Genomic DNA, 15,055 nt, shown 5'->3' on the forward strand with positions numbered 1-15,055 from the left:
CAACACAAACACCACACAGCACGAAACAAACAAACTTCATGAGAAACTTACTGAAATATCTGCTTCTTCATATCGTATGCTTTGGGGGCTTTTTTTCTCTATCTGCAGGAGAGAATGCACCTCACGAGGATAAATACAATATACAGGATGAAATAATATACTCCTTTCATACCAGTATGGGATTCGATTATCTCACCAAAGAAGAGAGTGATATGATTCCTACAGACAGTATACTCGACTATCTGGAAGCAAGCAAACAATACAAAACTTATTTTGAGTTAGAGCGTGTTATTATTAAATCATTTCTCTTTCGGGGAGAAATTCGTTTTGCTATTGCACAAAGTGAACAGATGTATTCTAAGGCAAGTGTATGGTCCGATCATTTGGGGATGGCTCTTGCCCTGAATGCTATGGGGGAAGTTTATTCTTATACAGGACGTATAAAAGAAGCCGGTGACACTTATGCACAAGCTTTGGAACTGTTCGACCGGTTACATGGTGAAGATATACACATCCGTATGTTGTTGGTCGAATTAGTAGAATACAATTTACGTATCCGGAATTATGCCCAGGCTGCTCGCTTCATGACCCGCCTGAATCGTTATCCGGCAGAGAGGCTATCTGTACAGGAACAGGCTGTCCGTCATATCTTCAATGCCTATTGCCAACTACTGAATGGTTCAATAAAGATAGCCCGTCAACATTTGGATGAAGTGGAGCCGTTGCGTGAAGAACTGGTTCCCGGCATCCTGCAACATCTTTTGATAGCAGATGCTTTGTATTGGGAGAAAAAAGGTGAATATGAGAAAGCTCTGGAAGCTTATGATACATTCTTCCATACGGATTATGCTAAAATAAACAGCAGTCTGTATAAAGAAACGATGATGAATAAGGCGAATCTGCTTGTAAAGATGGGACGGAAAGAAGAAGCCTACGTACAGTATGGTGCAGTCTTTTCGTACATAAAATCATCTTTCGAGAAAAATTACCCTAAGGAAATCGACCAGTTGACTACCCATTTCCAGGCAGACCAGTTGACTTATCAGAATGAGCAAGACCGGTTGTTTTCATATCGCTTTTATCTGGGTGGCATTATTATCTGTACGCTTGCTTTGTTTCTTTTCCTTTATTTCAGTTGGAAAAAAATATTCCGTTTGAAGGAGTCGAAACGTTCACAGGAATGTATGATACAGAAGGCAGAACGGGCTATAAAAAAGAAAAATATGTTCCTCTCCAATATGAGCCATGAAGTGCGTACGCCGCTTAATGCCATAGTAGGATTCTCCGCTGTATTGTCATCAGACGATGATTCATTTGATGAAGATTCCCGCAAAGAATTCTGTGAAATCATCAAAGTCAATTCTTTCCAGTTATTGAAATTGATTAATGACATCCTTGATTTTTCTGATTTTGAAAATGATAATATCACATTCAACATACGTCCGTATGATGCGGTGAAGTTATGTAAAGAAGTGGTGGAAACAGTATCTGCTTCCCGCAAGCTTGAAGTGGAGTTACGCTTCGATACTGAACTTTCCGACTTAGTAATGGATACGGATGATGCCCGGCTTCGTCAGGTTTTGATTAACTTATTGGTGAATGCCACTAAATTTACCAAGGAAGGTTCCATTGTACTGAAGCTGGAAATGTCCGATCGTAATACAGCTTTCTTTTCTGTCACCGATACAGGATGTGGCATTCCGCTTGAAAAGCAGGATATGATTTTTGAACGTTTTGAAAAGCTGAATGACTTTGCACAGGGAAGCGGCTTGGGACTTTCTATCTGTAAACTGATTGTTACTTACATGAAGGGACGGTTGTGGGTAGACTCTAACTATACACAAGGTGCACGTTTCTGCTTTACACATCCGTTGAAGTTTCAATCTAAAATGGAGGATACCGCTTTATGAAACATACTATAATCATATTGCTTTGTTTTTTGTGTGGACATGCTTACACGTTGCAGGCGGAAGATGCCAATGCGCAGCAGTATCAGGATAGTATTCTGAAAGTGGCGCAGGCTATGCCGAGTACGTCCGACAAGCTTGAGTATCTGCGTGATATCGTTTATAAGCACCAGTATGCACCTTATAACAAGCCTTTTTCTACGGCTTTGTATCAAGAAGCTTGTGCGCAAAAGAATGTGCCTTATGAGAATCTGGGAGCCTATTACCTTGCCGCCTGTTACGATAAATTGCATGAACCGGATACTCTGGCGTACTGGGTGGATAAACTGAAAAGTTATGTTACTGAAGTGGGCACTTATGACTATTACCTGGAACAGAAAGCCGCTATCAGTCGCGCATTAGCTTCGAAAAGGCAGATAGAAAAGGCCATATATGTGGCTAAAGAAACTTTGCAGGAATCTTTGGAACATCATTCAAATAATGGGGAAATTGCTGCCTATAACAGTCTGGCATGTGCTTATAATGTGTCCAGTAGAGGCGATGAAGCTCTGAAGATTCTCCTGAAGGCTTATCAGAATTTTACACCTCAGACTAAGCCTTTTTTGCGTATCGACATTCTTTCACGCATTGCCCAGGTATATGGTAATGCAGGTCAGGATAGTTTAAAGCGTCCTTATCTGGCACAGATGGATGAAACTTTGCGGGACGTTGTTTCCCGCGAACCTGAAACACGTAAGAATTGGAGCAATTTGAGAATTGACTGCGAGGTAAAACATGTACTTCACTTTATGAACCGTGGGAAGATGGTCGAAGCGCAAGAACATATAGATAAAGCAAAAGCACTGCTGGAAGATCATGTGGATCCGGTATTCTGGCTGAATGTCCAGCTTGTGCAATTACAATATTATTCCCGCACGAAAGAGTATGATAAGAGTATTGCTTTGATTGATGAAGTAACACCTATAGTGTTGAATCATTATGTATCCACGTTTGCCACACTCATCAATTACAAAGCATCCACTCAGATTGATAAAGGTGATGTCGACGGAGCTATTGAAACACGCCGTTATCTGATTGCAGCACAAGATTCACTGGACAATGCTTTCTCGGCCAATCAGTTGCAACAGGTGAAGGAGATTTATCATATTGATGAGCTTTTGCTGGAGAAGCAGAAAATAAAAGATACCAATTATAAGCAAGGTTTCTTATTCTTGATGACTCTATTGGTTTTGATGCTTCTGTTTTATCTATATACCCGCTATCTGTCCCGGAAAATAGCTGTGGCGGAGAAAGTAACAGCGGATGCGGCGATGCAGGCAGAAGCGGATAATGTCACTAAAGATCGCCTGCAATCGGAGATTAGTCATGATATACGTACCCCGTTGAATGTAGTGGTAGGTTTTGCCGAGCTATTGACAGAGTCGAAAGAACTGGCTCCTGAGGCTAAGGTGGAATATGGCAAGATGATACAGGAGAATGCAGAGAATTTGCTGAAGTATGTCAATAGTATCCTGGAACTTTCCCGTTTGGAATCCGGTAAAACAAAATATAAGCATGAAGGATGTGAAGTCATGTCGTTGTGCCGCAAGGGAGTTGAATTTGCCAGACAAGTAGGAAACGGACGCCTTGCCATCCGATTAGATACGAATATCCAGAGTCAGATGATATGTACGGATGAAAACTGGTTCTCTACATTGCTTTCCAGTCTGCTGGTGCCTGCAGAGAACGATAAAAACTCTTATAACATTGTTGTCCGCATCCGTTATGATAAAGAAAAAGGTATCGTAACCTTTAAAATAATCGGCACACCTCTTGCCAAGTCACGCTTTGACAATAAAACGACTTTGATTCGTCATGAAATCAATGCGCACTTTATTCATGCTTTCGGAGGTATTTACAAGGTACAGTCAGATACACATGAAGGACCGCTGGTCATCTTCACATGGCCGAAAACGGATGATTAGATTTTCAGTTGAATGATTCCTCCATAAGGTGTCAGGGCACTGAACGCCTCTTCCGGTTTGATGGTTCCTGCATAGAGTTGTGCACAAATCAGTACGCCACCGTGTGCGAAGATGGCAACTTGTGCGTACTCTTTTTCTTTCAGCCCATCCAGGAAACTGGCAACACGTTGATATTGCATGGCGAATGACTCTCCGTTTGTTGCGGGTACATTCATATAATCGGTATACCACTCTTTCAATCTCGGATCACTTATTTCATCAAACTTCTGCATTTCCCAATCTCCGAAGTTTATTTCCATAATTCGTTTATCATGTTCTGCATCCGGGTATCCACAATAGGTCGCGAGGCGTACACAACGAGATAAAGGACTGGTATATACATGATCGAAATCCCTGCCTTGCGGACGGTAAGTCTTCAAATTCTCAGAAGTAATGGCAGCTTCCTGCTCAAAACTGTCACGCAAGGGGACATCTGATTGTCCGTAGCATACTCCGGGAGGGACGTCGACTGAAGTGTGTCTGATAAATGTAACTTCCATAGGATGATTATTTTAAATAAGCATTGATAAAGTCTGGATTACCGTACCTGATATGTGCATATAGCAAGATAGCGGCACCCAGATAGAATGATAGTTCACAAAGCAGGAATGTAGCTCCGCAGCAGTCTCCCGTATAACCTTGAAGACGATGTTTCATCAATCGGTACAGGAAGATAAATGTGAGAATCGGGCAAATTGTAACGAGCCAGAAATCTATCGGCAGGAATAATACGATGGGGAAAAGTCCACAGATGAATCCTGTCAGCAATTCTTGCCAGGTCATACGGTCGTACACAACTTTCGCCTTGCTGTCTTCCTCTTTTCGTGCATAAGGCAAATAGTTGATAATTTGAGATGCACAGAATTTAGACCAGCAATCGCCGCAAATGACAAGGGCGCAGATTAACTTTAACGGTAGATTTTCCAAGAGTAAAAACAATAATAGGAAATAACCTATCAATCCTATGACTCCATAGCTTCCTATCTGAGAGTCTTTCATGATGGCAAGTGTGCGCTCTTTGGTGGTTCCTCCACCGAAGCCGTCGAAAAAGTCGGCCAGTCCATCTTCGTGCAGGCAACCAGTGATGAGCAGCCGCGATAGAATAGCGAGCAACCATGCGATAGATACGGGCAGCACCTGGGCAGTCACCCATAGAATACCGACCATGATACCGCCCGTTAACCATCCGGCTAATGGCCAGTAGGGAACGATACGCTTGAAGTACTTTGCCGGGACTTCTTTGATCCTCCAGAAAGGAAGGCGCGTGAAAAATATGAGTGCTGCGAGGATTTTCATATAGTTAAAAATACTTTGTTATGGATGCATGTGCAAAGTTATCCATTTCGTTAATCATCAGGATGGCGGATTCTACAATAGGATAGGCGCAAATAGCACCTGTTCCTTCGCCCAGACGCAATCCAAGATTCAGCAATGGTTTTACTTCCATGTTGTCGAGCAACAATTTATGTCCGGTTTCATCTCCACAATGCCCGAAGATGGCATAATTCATTACTTCGGGATATAGTTTGGCAGCAGCCAGAATACAGTTTGTCATGATGAAACCATCTACTAGGATAATTATGCCTAATTCGGCTGCCTGTAGCATGGCACCTACTGCCATAACCATTTCCAGTCCGCCGAAGTAACGGATGATATCACGCGGTGATCCGTCTCTTTTATAGTGATCGAGCGATTGTTTCAGCACTTCGTATTTATGGCGGATACCCGCATTATCCAGTCCGCTACCTGCTCCTACACATTGTTCTAAAGGTATTCCGGTGAAACAGGTCATCCACATGGACGAAGAAGAAGTATTTCCTATACCCATTTCTCCAAAACTGAGCACATTACTGCCTTCTTCATGGCAGCGGCGTACCACTTCTGCACCGCGTTCCAGGCAAAGCTCCATTTCTTCTTCCGTCATGGCTGCCTCATACAGATAGTTTCGTGTACTTTTTCGTACTTTCATATTGATAATACCCTTGTCGTATGGTAAATCATAATCTACACCGGCATCTACTATTTTCAGGGTAAATTCATGTTGGCGACAAAGGAAGTTCACTCCTGCACCTCCATGTAGGAAGTTACTGATCTGTTGCCAGGTAATTTCTTTGGGTGAAAGGCTGACCTTTTCTTCTACTATGCCATGATCGGCAGCAAAAATAATATTCTGCGGATGTCGCAGGGTGGGGGACAGGGTTTGTTGTATCCAGCCTATTTGTAAAGCCAACTCCTCAAGAGTACCCAATGAACCTTTCGGTTTAGTTAAATTATTGATTTTATCAATCAATGCCGGACGGATACTCTCATCCGGTCGTACGATTTTAAATGTTTTCATAAGTTTATCGCTCTATTATTTAACTTTATCACCTTCTATCACCTTATCACTTTATCACCTTTTCTATCCCCCTTTTATTTCACCCTCACCGGAATTCCTGATACCATCAGCCATACCTCGTCTGCATGTTCGGCAATATATTGGTTCATCCATCCCTGCATATCTGTAAATTTACGCTGGATTTCATTATCCGAAGTAGCTCCCATACCAATTTCATTGGTGACAAAGATAAAAGTGGCATCTTGCTTTGTAAAGCGGTCGAATTCTTCCTTGGCAGCTTCCAAGGCACTGTCAGTATCTGCATTTACATCAAAAAAGAAGTTTGTACACCATAAGGTTACGCAGTCTATCAATACAGTTCGCCCGGATAATTGATGACGGCTTAGCTGTTTTTCTTCCTCGATATTTGTCCATTCCGGTCCACGCCTTTGCTGATGGCGGATGACGCGTTGCCGGAATTCTTCGTCCCAAATGCGTGCAGTAGCAAGGTAAACAGGATTAGGAGAAAGGCTTAGTGCCAGTTTTTCTGCATGGCTACTTTTACCTGAGCGTGCCCCTCCGGTGATTAGTATGATTCGTTTCATGGATTTTTCACTTTTGTGGCTGTAAAAGTACATTTTTATTTTTGAATATAAAAAAACTTCTTTTACCTTTGCACCGTCTTTGAATGGGATAAATGCGGAAGTAGCTCAGTTGGTAGAGCATCAGCTTCCCAAGCTGAGGGTCGCGGGTTCGAGCCCCGTTTTCCGCTCTTTTGAAAATCAAGCAGTTACAAGGGATGTAATTGCTTTTTTTGTGCTATTTATATAATTCTAAATAAGGAAATGAGATACATTTTTCACCGTTTACTTTTTGGTATAATGGTATCTCATAGAGAAGACGTATATTTCAATTGTATCCTCATGAACTGAATAGATGATTCGATGTTCTGAATTTGCAACTCGCTTACACTGCCAAATCTGAATTACGTTCCGGAAGAAACAATGCGCATAAAGTGTTGTTTTCATTATTGATATAATGTTGTATTAGAGCAGAAATAGAAATGAACCATGTATTTGTTGTTTTTGTTTTGCAACATAATAGTTATCTATATTAAAAGATAAGGATATTTGTGATACCTTGTAACATTTGTTACAAATTCTATTTTAGAATAGCACTAATTTTGCATTAATCAATTTAAAAAATAAATGAGATATGAAAACTAATACAACATTTGCGTATGCAACAGTATTTAATATCGCTGGAGAGGTAGACTATGCCAGTGGTGGAATAGTTAGTAAACAGATTATTAAAAATCAGGCAGGAAATGTAACTCTATTCTCTTTCGATAAAGAACAGGGGTTAAGTGAACATACTGCACCTTTTGATGCTCTGGTACAAATTCTTGATGGGGAAGTTGAAATACATGTCGGAGGTATCCCTTACAGACTAAAGGCAGGTGAGATAATCATTATGCCGGCTAATGTCCCCCACGCATTACATGCAGTTGAACGTTTCAAGATGTTATTAACTATGGTTTGAATATTTGCACAATCCGGAGAATGCACTGCTTCGGGGATCACAACCATTGTTATTTCCCGCTCTTTTTCAAGAGCATTGATCGCATTGCTCATCATATTCTTGTTCAGCAGTTGGTTGTCTTTATAGTTTCCTGCTGAAAGAACATAGCAAGTACCGCCTCCATTAGCAAAGAACATCAACATCTGATAGTAGAGAGTGAAGTATTTCTTTCTCTGAGCTGTAAATACATACTTTGTGGTTGTCGCGTCAGTTTCGGTATACTTTTCCTCGTACGTAAACAGGCAGTCTGTAATAGTGCTATTCGACTTTTTAATACTTAGGATAAACTTTTCTTCGGGGCCTTGACCGAAATAGTTCATATATTCCGCCATAGAGGAAATTCTCCATGGTTTACCTTTAGTATCAGGAGCTTAAAGCCCCCGATATTGCTCTTTTGCATCAAAGCACGGACACGCCTTGTGTATGGAATTACTGAGCTGATAATGTCCCAATATGCTGGCTTGCGGATAATCTGTTTTCAGTTGTCGCAGCAAATCGAGTAGGGAACATTTCTGGGCATACGTCCTTGTATCCGCCGGTCGGCCGCATTCATCCAGTCCGCCTTCGTAGCAGATGCCGATGCTCTTGTCATTCCATCCTGTAGCATGTGCTCCGATCTGGTGAACCGGACGACAGATGTGTACTTCACCGTCACGTGTGATGTAGAAATGATATCCGATGCTTGCAAAGCCTCTTGCCAAATGACATCTTCGAAGAGCTTCTACGGAGAAATTCTTGTTACAGCGTGTTGCTGAACAATGAACTACCAGGAGTTTTACCTCCCGATAGTTCTGATAAAAACTTCCTGCTCTCATAGTCTATTTCATGCAGGAATTTAGTCCGAATATGCCTGCCAGGGCAGATGCCACGGCAATTACCACTTTGATGATCATACTCCAGGTTGAATTTGATTTTTTTTCCATATAACTGTTATTTAGTTATTAGTGATTTAATGATAGCGCAGCCTTTAATTATTAATTCTTTCATTATTAATTTCTAAAGGCTGCGCCTTTAGATCCTATCCCAGCGGATCATCCTCTATACCTCCGTCGCCTCCTGAATTTCCACCTCCACCGGTGTTTCCTCCATCGTCTCCTCCTGGTGTGGGCGTTTTGGAAATATCCACAGTGGTCTGTCCTGCCTTCTGTGCTTTGAGCACGGCGCGTGTGGCAGCACGGGTAGGGACCGGTGAGAACTCCATACCGGCGAAGATGTTTTTCAGATCTTCTCCGGGGATAAACTGAATATTGACTCCGGTAATGTTGGCAGCCGTGAATTTCTCCGCCGTTTCCGCCCCCCGGCTGGTTATCTGTAACCGGAATTTTCCCAGGTCTCCGAAGTCTACCTGTTCTCCTGCCCGCAGGCCGTCAATCATATTCTCGACGGTAGCGATGATAACGGCAGTCACGTCCGCCCTGCTGGCGGTGGTCTGCGATGATACTCTCTTGGCGAGTGCTTTTAGTGATAACTCTTGCGAAACCTGCGCTTTCGCATACGCTTTTTTGGCCTCTTCCTGATTCATTGGATTGCCCATCATTGCAATACTGTAATTCAATGCCATAGTTGTGAATTATGAATTAAAAATAAAAAATGAAGGATGAATTTCACCCGTGTAAGTTCAGTGAAATACTGTGCTTCCCGTGGTGAACGAAACAAAGGTACGATGTGCTGAGGGGTGAATAATGAAAGAGATTATTCCTTCATGAAACTGCATGATAAAGAGTGAAAAGTATTTGCCTAAGGTGAGCTATATGTAATATAAAATGCTTATCTTTATGCTATGATAATCAATAAAATAACTCTTATGAAAACAAGTAATGAAAATGAAAAGGCCCCTGAAGAAGCCTGGCCCGTACGCCCTTACTCCAAACGTGAGCTTGCCGAGGCTTATGCTCCGAATATCTCTCCCGTGTCTGCCCTGAACCGCTTGGCACAATGGTTTAGATATAACCTGCAACTGAGCGAAGCCTTGCTTCAGACAGGCTATAAAAAGCGCCAGCAGATATTTACTTCCATGCAGGTGGAATTGATATTCAGGTATCTGGGAAGACCTTAGATCGTTGATAAATAAAAAGATAAGAAATACTATTGTCAACAATTGATAGTATCTCTTATCTTTATATCGGTTCCCTTTTATTTGAGGAACAATTTGGTTTGATGCCACTTCCCGGTCAGTTCATCCGGTACGAAGTCTTTCGCCGGATCATCTTTGTATTCTTTCCATGGTGACTGTGACCATACGAAAGGCTTGCCCTTGAACCAGGCTACCCCGTACAGCATCCAAAATGAAGTTTTCGTGCCTTCATCGGACGGTTCGTACTTTAGACCTGAAAGTAATTCAAGAACCTTGTTTGCAGAAAACGCCTTAGAGTCGACTGCTCCGTCAGGAATGGTTCTGGGGTATTCCGTTGTTCCAAATCCCAAGTCCCAACGTCCATAGATGGACAGTGGCTCATCATCTGCTATGTGGGTAATCAAAGCTTTTGCGTCTTCCTCATTGTTCACATTCCCAATCATGTCAAAGAACTGCACTCGCCTGAGTGGCCTGTTGTCTGTGGAGCCTAAGTCATACGCCACTTTTTTGAATACCGGATAGTTTACTCCCAAGATATATTCATTAGTCATCAGGTGCTTATCATAATCCAAATCCGGATCGAATTCATTTTCAGGTTCATATTTCCCGGTTAAGCAGTTATCCTTTCCACACCTTAACATTGCAAAACGCTTATAACTCATTTCTATCAATGACATTTCTTTCGTATTGGCATCAATAACCATATAACCGTTCAGATAGGTACCCGAATTGCTGGTTTTTATGTAGTTGAAGAAATCGTCAATATCTGTCGCGAACATTTCGGCAGCAGCAGAACGCCAACACAGCCATACTGCCTCTTCTTTTTGCGACTGCGACATGGGATTGTATGAATAACGGTGAGTGGTTTCATTGAAGCAAATGCCATGTTTGTTGAATCCAAAATCCATGTTGCTGCCTACTTGCCCGAAACAATACGAATTCTGTGACACAAAGTCGATCCCTCCCTCATTATTGCGGATTGTGTAGGAAATCGTGTGTGAATTCGACAGGTAGCCGCACCAACTGTTGTGCGTCCATACGATGTCTCCGTCATCTGTCCGTTTGACGAAAGCGGAACAATGGTCGGGCTTGTGCAAACCGTATGTGCTTTCCAGTGAGTTGGCCACGGCATCCATCAAGTCCATCTGAGTATTGATAAAGTAGATGTCTCCGAAAGATATTTTATCTTCCCCGTAGCCTAAACTGAATGTATCCCAATTGAAAAGGTCATTCTTCACTTCGTCAATGGAGCGTATATACCCGCAAGACAAGGCATCGTATATACCCCACATTCGATAAAATAGCCTTTCTATCGCTTTCACATACTTGCCAATAGCCGGTTCTTCCCGATTGTCTCTTATCCATTTTGTAGTAAAAAGGTAGTTGCTTTTCAGCGAATTTTCCGCTTTCTTCAAGTCTTTCGGTTCCGGAGGGCACGTATGGGGAAATGTATGGCTTGTGTCACACAAGTAGGAGTTCTTCCAAGTATTGTTGCGTGATGCGCGTATCATATCCTCGCCCTGTAATTCTCCCTGTATGAACCCGGCAACATACTCGTTGGTAAGGACATCCGAATGCTCGTGCGTGGAGATTATAGAAAAATTCCAGCAATTGTCCTTAAACTCTGCATACCCTACGCAGGATTTCCCCTTCTGAATCCTGTTGAATTTTCTGTCTTCTTGTTGTGTCATATCATTCTAATTTTAGTGGATTTAAATATTGTTCCCTTCCTTGATTTCAGTCGAGTTAAATATTTCCAGTTCATGTTACATTTTGATGTGGAAAATGCAATTTTTATATAGGCTGAAATGGACTAAGACAAAAATAACGGGAAACGATCATATATAGATTCTAAAATCAATAAATTTTAAAGAAAAATCGTATAGCGTTGGTATTTAGAATGTTAATTCTGAAATGGCATTCTTTATTTTACGATTTCAAACTTTTTTTGACGATATCGAGTGGGGGTAAGCGAGCTTTATCTCAGGGGGAATAATCCTATAATGCGCAAGCCGAACGCTTATATCTGCGTTGGCTTGCGCACTTATCTGTATCGGGCGACGCTTATATTTGCGATGGCCTTCTCACTTATCTGCATCGGGTGATGCACTTATGTCTGACAATACCCGGTTCCACCTATTTGAATCCCTTGTCCACTTCATCGTTTTGGATGTCCACCACTTCATATTCCGTGCTTCCCTGTTCATTCCTTCTTGTCCGGAAACCGTATTTTTCCAGTGACATTACCAATGTCTGTATGGTCTGCCTGTTCACCTGTATCTTTCCGTAAATGGCGATCTTGCTGAGTATGGCTGCCGCCGGCATCCACTTTATGCAGTAATCCTGCGGTTGTGGCTTGCGGAAGTATACGAGCAGGTTTTCCTCCACGGGATCTTTCATGCGGTGCAGCTCATTGTGCCTGTTCAGCTCGTTTATTTCCTCTCCTTCATACCAGTACCGGTATCCTTCCTTTATCAACGCGTAGGCCTGCGCATATATCCCCTCATAATTGACCGGTGTGCGATAATCCAGTGTAATGATGGAGGAGGGGAGGAAACGCCGGTTTCCGCCTATGTCCTGCAGGCATTGGCGATTGTTCGTACTGGCAATGAAGGATGCATGCCGTATGAAATTGTATGCCTGCATGTCGTATGCTTTCCGCTCCGTCACGCTTTCCTGTGTGATGACCCGTTTCAATCCGGCCAGATCACCTATCCTGGCCCCTTCAAATTCTTCCATATTGATGATGAGGTGCGTGCTGAGCAGCAGCTGGTGGTCCTTGTTGTCCGGGTTCACCATTCCGTTCCGGTAATACTCCCTCCACTGGGGAGGTAAGAGCCTGCGTATCCAGGTACTTTTTCCTTTTCCTTGTTCGGAGTACAGGATGATCACAAGATGGTTGACCTGCTCGTCCTGCAGTGCACATGCCAGCATTCCCACGAACCACCTGCGGAAACTTTCTTTCCAGAACTCCTGATCTTCCGCCTGTACCGTATCCGCCAGCCGGCCGATATAATCTGTCTCCCCATCCCAGGGTTCCAGTTTTTCTACGTAGTCTGTGAACGGGTTGAAATCCTTGGCATAGGTGGAGTCAATGACCGCCTGCAGATAATTCCTGAAACACTTGATGCCTGCCAGTTGCAAGGCCAGGAATATGGAGTTGTAGCTTCTTGCCCTCATAGGTCGGAACCTGCCTTTCCATCTCTCTTCTTTCTCATCGAAGTTTAGGTATTCCAGCCTGTCCAGTATTACATTCCTTCGGATATCATAATGTGCCTTCAGGAAGTCGAGTACTTGGTTGATAATGTCCGGCTTCTCTTCCTTATGATGGATGGCTGCTTCCTCCGTCTTGTCGGTATAGATGTATGCATTGTGTATGGGCACAGCCACATCGAACCCTTCACCGCCGAAATTTTCCTGAGCCAAACGAATTGCCACGCCCTCTTCCAATGCTTTTGCATAACATTTGTTTCCCAGAGCGAATATGAAGCTGTCCCTGCTTCCCGGTTCGAATTTAGCAATCCTCTTTACTGCGAGTACCGCCTTGTTGAATTCCATCCTTTCCCACGGCTCAGCTTCCGCCTTATCACTTACCACCTTATCACTCTCACTCATCGCCTTCCCACTCTTCTTTCTCCCCGTCTGCGGTTTTTCAGGCGGCACAATACCGGTCAGTATCTCATCGACCTCTTTCATAAGTTCTTCATTCAGATATGCCTTTTCATCGAAAGAAGTGAAGAATCCTCTTGATATATCCTTTCCGCTTCCGTCCACTTCCACGTCCAGCAGCTTTTCATAGTATTCTTTGCAGGTATCATACATCATCCTGTGATATTTCTCCAACGCAGCAAAGTCCTTTTCTCCGTTAGAGAATGTCTCCCTGAGAGTGGTGGCATCTTCCGTCTGCAGGAACACGAATATCTTGAATCCATGTGCCTTTGGAGTGAGGAAACTGCCCAGCGTGTTAGGATCCTTGTTGATTTTCTCCCTCAAGTCTTCCAACTTCTCTTCGGGCTGGTCGTCAATGTCCAACAGGATGACATGCGTGTACCTTGTGATGCTGTAAGCTTGTCTTTTTTCGCTGTATCCTGCCGTGACGGTGTAGAATGGCAATTGCTTCTTCACATTGTTTGCCTCTTCTGTCTTTCCCTGGCTGACGAGCAGTCTTATTTTGAATACAAGTTTTGCGTGTACTCCCTTTGTGATGTTTTCAATTACTTTTCTCAGGGTTATCTCTCCCCGAACGTTGCTGAATCCGCTGTATGCGGTAACCGGAATATTTTCCATTTCTTTGTTAGTTGTTTTAGTCTGCCTTGTTGGCGGTGCGAAGTAGGGTATAATATCCGGAATGACAAAAACGCCTTTTTCAACCGAAAAGGCGTTTTTGCACAATTTTGAATTCCTACATCTTTTCCTTCTTCTTTTCCATTCCCGCTTTCTCTTCCCTGATTTCTTTCCTTAAGCTAATGATTTCGGTATTAATGCTTTCCAACGTCAGAAATCCTTCCTCATGCTTTCCTTTCTCGAACCTTGCCATGCGGTACAGCTTCCTTGCCAGATGCTTTGTCCCTTTGAGTCCCGCCTCTTTTTTATGATGGATAAGCATGTTTATCCAGGGAGTGAGGAACTCTATTCTTTCTTCCGCCCTGACTATGACCTGCTGGTCAACCGGTTCATTTTCAACCAACAGGATGTCGATCCTGTTTCCTTTTCTCTCGATCTCAATGCCACAGGCATCTTTAGTTATGAGCTCAATGCTCAAGATTGTGTTTTTTTAGTCATAAAACTACAATTTTAGATGTTAGTAATTTATTTTAAATTTGCATTCGAAAGCAAAATTAACGGTTATTCTCGTGAAATCTGTCATAATGGTATAGAAAAATGAAACTTTTCTGTTCTGTGTGTGATGCACAAAACGATGTAATAGGTGGTAGCCCTACCTACCTATTAATATAAAGTGTGTGTAACAAGGTCTAAAGAAAAAGTAGGGAAATACGCGCCTGTGCGTATGTATACGTGCGTACATTATTATAAAAGAGAAATATGATGTTAGGAAACTGTCGGGATGAGGTTGCGATAGTTGAAATAGATACATGAAACGGAATGAAAGCTGATGTTTCAAGAAAAATTGTAATGGATGTGGGGTGTTTTTTAATCGTTCGTTTAAAAGATG

The 15,055-nt window shown here is 42.7% G+C and carries 15 protein-coding genes and 1 tRNA gene; 5 read left to right on the top strand and 11 right to left on the bottom strand.

Translation table 11 applies throughout. The features are described 5' to 3' along the window. Positions 1-38 precede the first annotated feature (38 nt). Together BWI44_RS03395 and BWI44_RS03400 are read left to right on the top strand one after the other, a co-directional pair. On the top strand, positions 39-1,910 hold the full coding sequence (locus tag BWI44_RS03395; RefSeq protein ID WP_286811489.1) for a sensor histidine kinase: 1,872 nt from the start codon (positions 39-41) through the stop codon (positions 1,908-1,910). Further along, positions 1,907-3,871 (top strand): sensor histidine kinase, encoded by a 1,965-nt coding sequence (locus tag BWI44_RS03400; RefSeq protein ID WP_279192256.1) that lies wholly within the window; start codon positions 1,907-1,909, stop codon positions 3,869-3,871. The genes BWI44_RS03395 and BWI44_RS03400 overlap by 4 nt, the downstream gene beginning before the upstream one ends. On the opposite strand, the gene cobC is transcribed toward BWI44_RS03400, so the two are convergent. The 4 genes from cobC to cobU all read right to left on the bottom strand — a co-directional run bounded on the left by cobC (position 3,868) and on the right by cobU (position 6,832). Next, on the bottom strand, positions 3,868-4,410 hold the full coding sequence (gene cobC / locus BWI44_RS03405) for an alpha-ribazole phosphatase (protein WP_117707441.1): 543 nt from the start codon (positions 4,408-4,410) through the stop codon (positions 3,868-3,870). The genes BWI44_RS03400 and cobC overlap by 4 nt on opposite strands. Before the next feature lie 7 nt (positions 4,411-4,417). Further along, complete coding sequence (locus tag BWI44_RS03410) at positions 4,418-5,206, bottom strand: adenosylcobinamide-GDP ribazoletransferase (RefSeq protein ID WP_286811494.1); 789 nt, start codon at positions 5,204-5,206, stop codon at positions 4,418-4,420. A gap of 4 nt (positions 5,207-5,210) precedes the next feature. After that, the gene (cobT, locus tag BWI44_RS03415) at positions 5,211-6,248 is read right to left on the bottom strand and encodes a nicotinate-nucleotide--dimethylbenzimidazole phosphoribosyltransferase (protein WP_286811495.1); all 1,038 of its coding nucleotides are present in this window, start codon (positions 6,246-6,248) and stop codon (positions 5,211-5,213) included. Between the two features lie 74 nt (positions 6,249-6,322). Further along, positions 6,323-6,832: a bifunctional adenosylcobinamide kinase/adenosylcobinamide-phosphate guanylyltransferase gene (gene cobU, locus BWI44_RS03420; RefSeq protein ID WP_044533499.1), complete on the bottom strand. Its 510-nt coding sequence runs from the start codon at positions 6,830-6,832 to the stop codon at positions 6,323-6,325. Between the two features lie 94 nt (positions 6,833-6,926). Between cobU and BWI44_RS03425 the strand changes: the two genes are divergently transcribed. Next, a tRNA-Gly gene (locus tag BWI44_RS03425) sits at positions 6,927-6,999 on the top strand. Between the two features lie 443 nt (positions 7,000-7,442). Then, positions 7,443-7,769 (top strand): cupin domain-containing protein, encoded by a 327-nt coding sequence (locus BWI44_RS03435; RefSeq protein WP_286811514.1) that lies wholly within the window; start codon positions 7,443-7,445, stop codon positions 7,767-7,769. On the opposite strand, the gene BWI44_RS03440 is transcribed toward BWI44_RS03435, so the two are convergent. The 4 genes from BWI44_RS03440 to BWI44_RS03455 all read right to left on the bottom strand — a co-directional run bounded on the left by BWI44_RS03440 (position 7,670) and on the right by BWI44_RS03455 (position 9,369). Then, the gene (locus BWI44_RS03440) at positions 7,670-8,140 is read right to left on the bottom strand and encodes a hypothetical protein (RefSeq protein WP_044533498.1); all 471 of its coding nucleotides are present in this window, start codon (positions 8,138-8,140) and stop codon (positions 7,670-7,672) included. The genes BWI44_RS03435 and BWI44_RS03440 overlap by 100 nt on opposite strands. A gap of 39 nt (positions 8,141-8,179) precedes the next feature. Then, positions 8,180-8,623 (bottom strand): N-acetylmuramoyl-L-alanine amidase, encoded by a 444-nt coding sequence (locus BWI44_RS03445; RefSeq protein ID WP_286811515.1) that lies wholly within the window; start codon positions 8,621-8,623, stop codon positions 8,180-8,182. 3 nt (positions 8,624-8,626) lie between these two features. Beyond that, positions 8,627-8,731 (bottom strand): smalltalk protein, encoded by a 105-nt coding sequence (locus tag BWI44_RS03450; protein WP_021967359.1) that lies wholly within the window; start codon positions 8,729-8,731, stop codon positions 8,627-8,629. 95 nt (positions 8,732-8,826) lie between these two features. Then, on the bottom strand, positions 8,827-9,369 hold the full coding sequence (locus tag BWI44_RS03455) for an HU family DNA-binding protein (RefSeq protein ID WP_007662966.1): 543 nt from the start codon (positions 9,367-9,369) through the stop codon (positions 8,827-8,829). 243 nt (positions 9,370-9,612) lie between these two features. Between BWI44_RS03455 and BWI44_RS03460 the strand changes: the two genes are divergently transcribed. Then, positions 9,613-9,864 (top strand): DUF4248 domain-containing protein, encoded by a 252-nt coding sequence (locus BWI44_RS03460; protein ID WP_021967357.1) that lies wholly within the window; start codon positions 9,613-9,615, stop codon positions 9,862-9,864. A 77-nt stretch (positions 9,865-9,941) separates the two neighbouring features. Here BWI44_RS03460 and BWI44_RS03465 read toward each other — a convergent pair whose 3' ends face one another. The 3 genes from BWI44_RS03465 to BWI44_RS03475 form a co-directional block, all read right to left on the bottom strand. Next, positions 9,942-11,573, bottom strand: a complete 1,632-nt coding sequence (locus BWI44_RS03465) for a phospholipase B family protein (RefSeq protein ID WP_286811528.1) — start codon at positions 11,571-11,573, stop codon at positions 9,942-9,944. Between the two features lie 445 nt (positions 11,574-12,018). Next, positions 12,019-14,169: a VapE domain-containing protein gene (locus BWI44_RS03470; protein ID WP_286811533.1), complete on the bottom strand. Its 2,151-nt coding sequence runs from the start codon at positions 14,167-14,169 to the stop codon at positions 12,019-12,021. A 115-nt stretch (positions 14,170-14,284) separates the two neighbouring features. Next, positions 14,285-14,644, bottom strand: coding sequence for a hypothetical protein (locus BWI44_RS03475; protein WP_021967354.1), 360 nt, complete (start codon positions 14,642-14,644; stop codon positions 14,285-14,287). Positions 14,645-15,055 lie beyond the last annotated feature (411 nt).

It is taken from the genome of Bacteroides sp. Phil13 (assembly GCF_001940965.1).
Classification (GTDB): domain Bacteria; phylum Bacteroidota; class Bacteroidia; order Bacteroidales; family Bacteroidaceae; genus Bacteroides; species Bacteroides intestinalis.

What these genes read in the sequence shown, in the direction of transcription:
- BWI44_RS03435 (WP_286811514.1), top strand. Translation starts at nt 7,443, where the DNA reads ATGAAAACTAATACAACATTTGCGTATGCAACAGTATTTAATATCGCT.
- BWI44_RS03470 (WP_286811533.1), bottom strand. Translation starts at nt 14,169, where the DNA reads ATGGAAAATATTCCGGTTACCGCATACAGCGGATTCAGCAACGTTCGG.
- cobU (WP_044533499.1), bottom strand. Translation starts at nt 6,832, where the DNA reads ATGAAACGAATCATACTAATCACCGGAGGGGCACGCTCAGGTAAAAGT.
- BWI44_RS03450 (WP_021967359.1), bottom strand. Translation starts at nt 8,731, where the DNA reads ATGGAAAAAAAATCAAATTCAACCTGGAGTATGATCATCAAAGTGGTA.
- BWI44_RS03465 (WP_286811528.1), bottom strand. Translation starts at nt 11,573, where the DNA reads ATGACACAACAAGAAGACAGAAAATTCAACAGGATTCAGAAGGGGAAA.
- BWI44_RS03445 (WP_286811515.1), bottom strand. Translation starts at nt 8,623, where the DNA reads ATGAGAGCAGGAAGTTTTTATCAGAACTATCGGGAGGTAAAACTCCTG.
- cobT (WP_286811495.1), bottom strand. Translation starts at nt 6,248, where the DNA reads ATGAAAACATTTAAAATCGTACGACCGGATGAGAGTATCCGTCCGGCA.
- BWI44_RS03460 (WP_021967357.1), top strand. Translation starts at nt 9,613, where the DNA reads ATGAAAACAAGTAATGAAAATGAAAAGGCCCCTGAAGAAGCCTGGCCC.
- BWI44_RS03400 (WP_279192256.1), top strand. Translation starts at nt 1,907, where the DNA reads ATGAAACATACTATAATCATATTGCTTTGTTTTTTGTGTGGACATGCT.
- cobC (WP_117707441.1), bottom strand. Translation starts at nt 4,410, where the DNA reads ATGGAAGTTACATTTATCAGACACACTTCAGTCGACGTCCCTCCCGGA.
- BWI44_RS03440 (WP_044533498.1), bottom strand. Translation starts at nt 8,140, where the DNA reads ATGGCGGAATATATGAACTATTTCGGTCAAGGCCCCGAAGAAAAGTTT.
- BWI44_RS03395 (WP_286811489.1), top strand. Translation starts at nt 39, where the DNA reads ATGAGAAACTTACTGAAATATCTGCTTCTTCATATCGTATGCTTTGGG.
- BWI44_RS03455 (WP_007662966.1), bottom strand. Translation starts at nt 9,369, where the DNA reads ATGGCATTGAATTACAGTATTGCAATGATGGGCAATCCAATGAATCAG.
- BWI44_RS03410 (WP_286811494.1), bottom strand. Translation starts at nt 5,206, where the DNA reads ATGAAAATCCTCGCAGCACTCATATTTTTCACGCGCCTTCCTTTCTGG.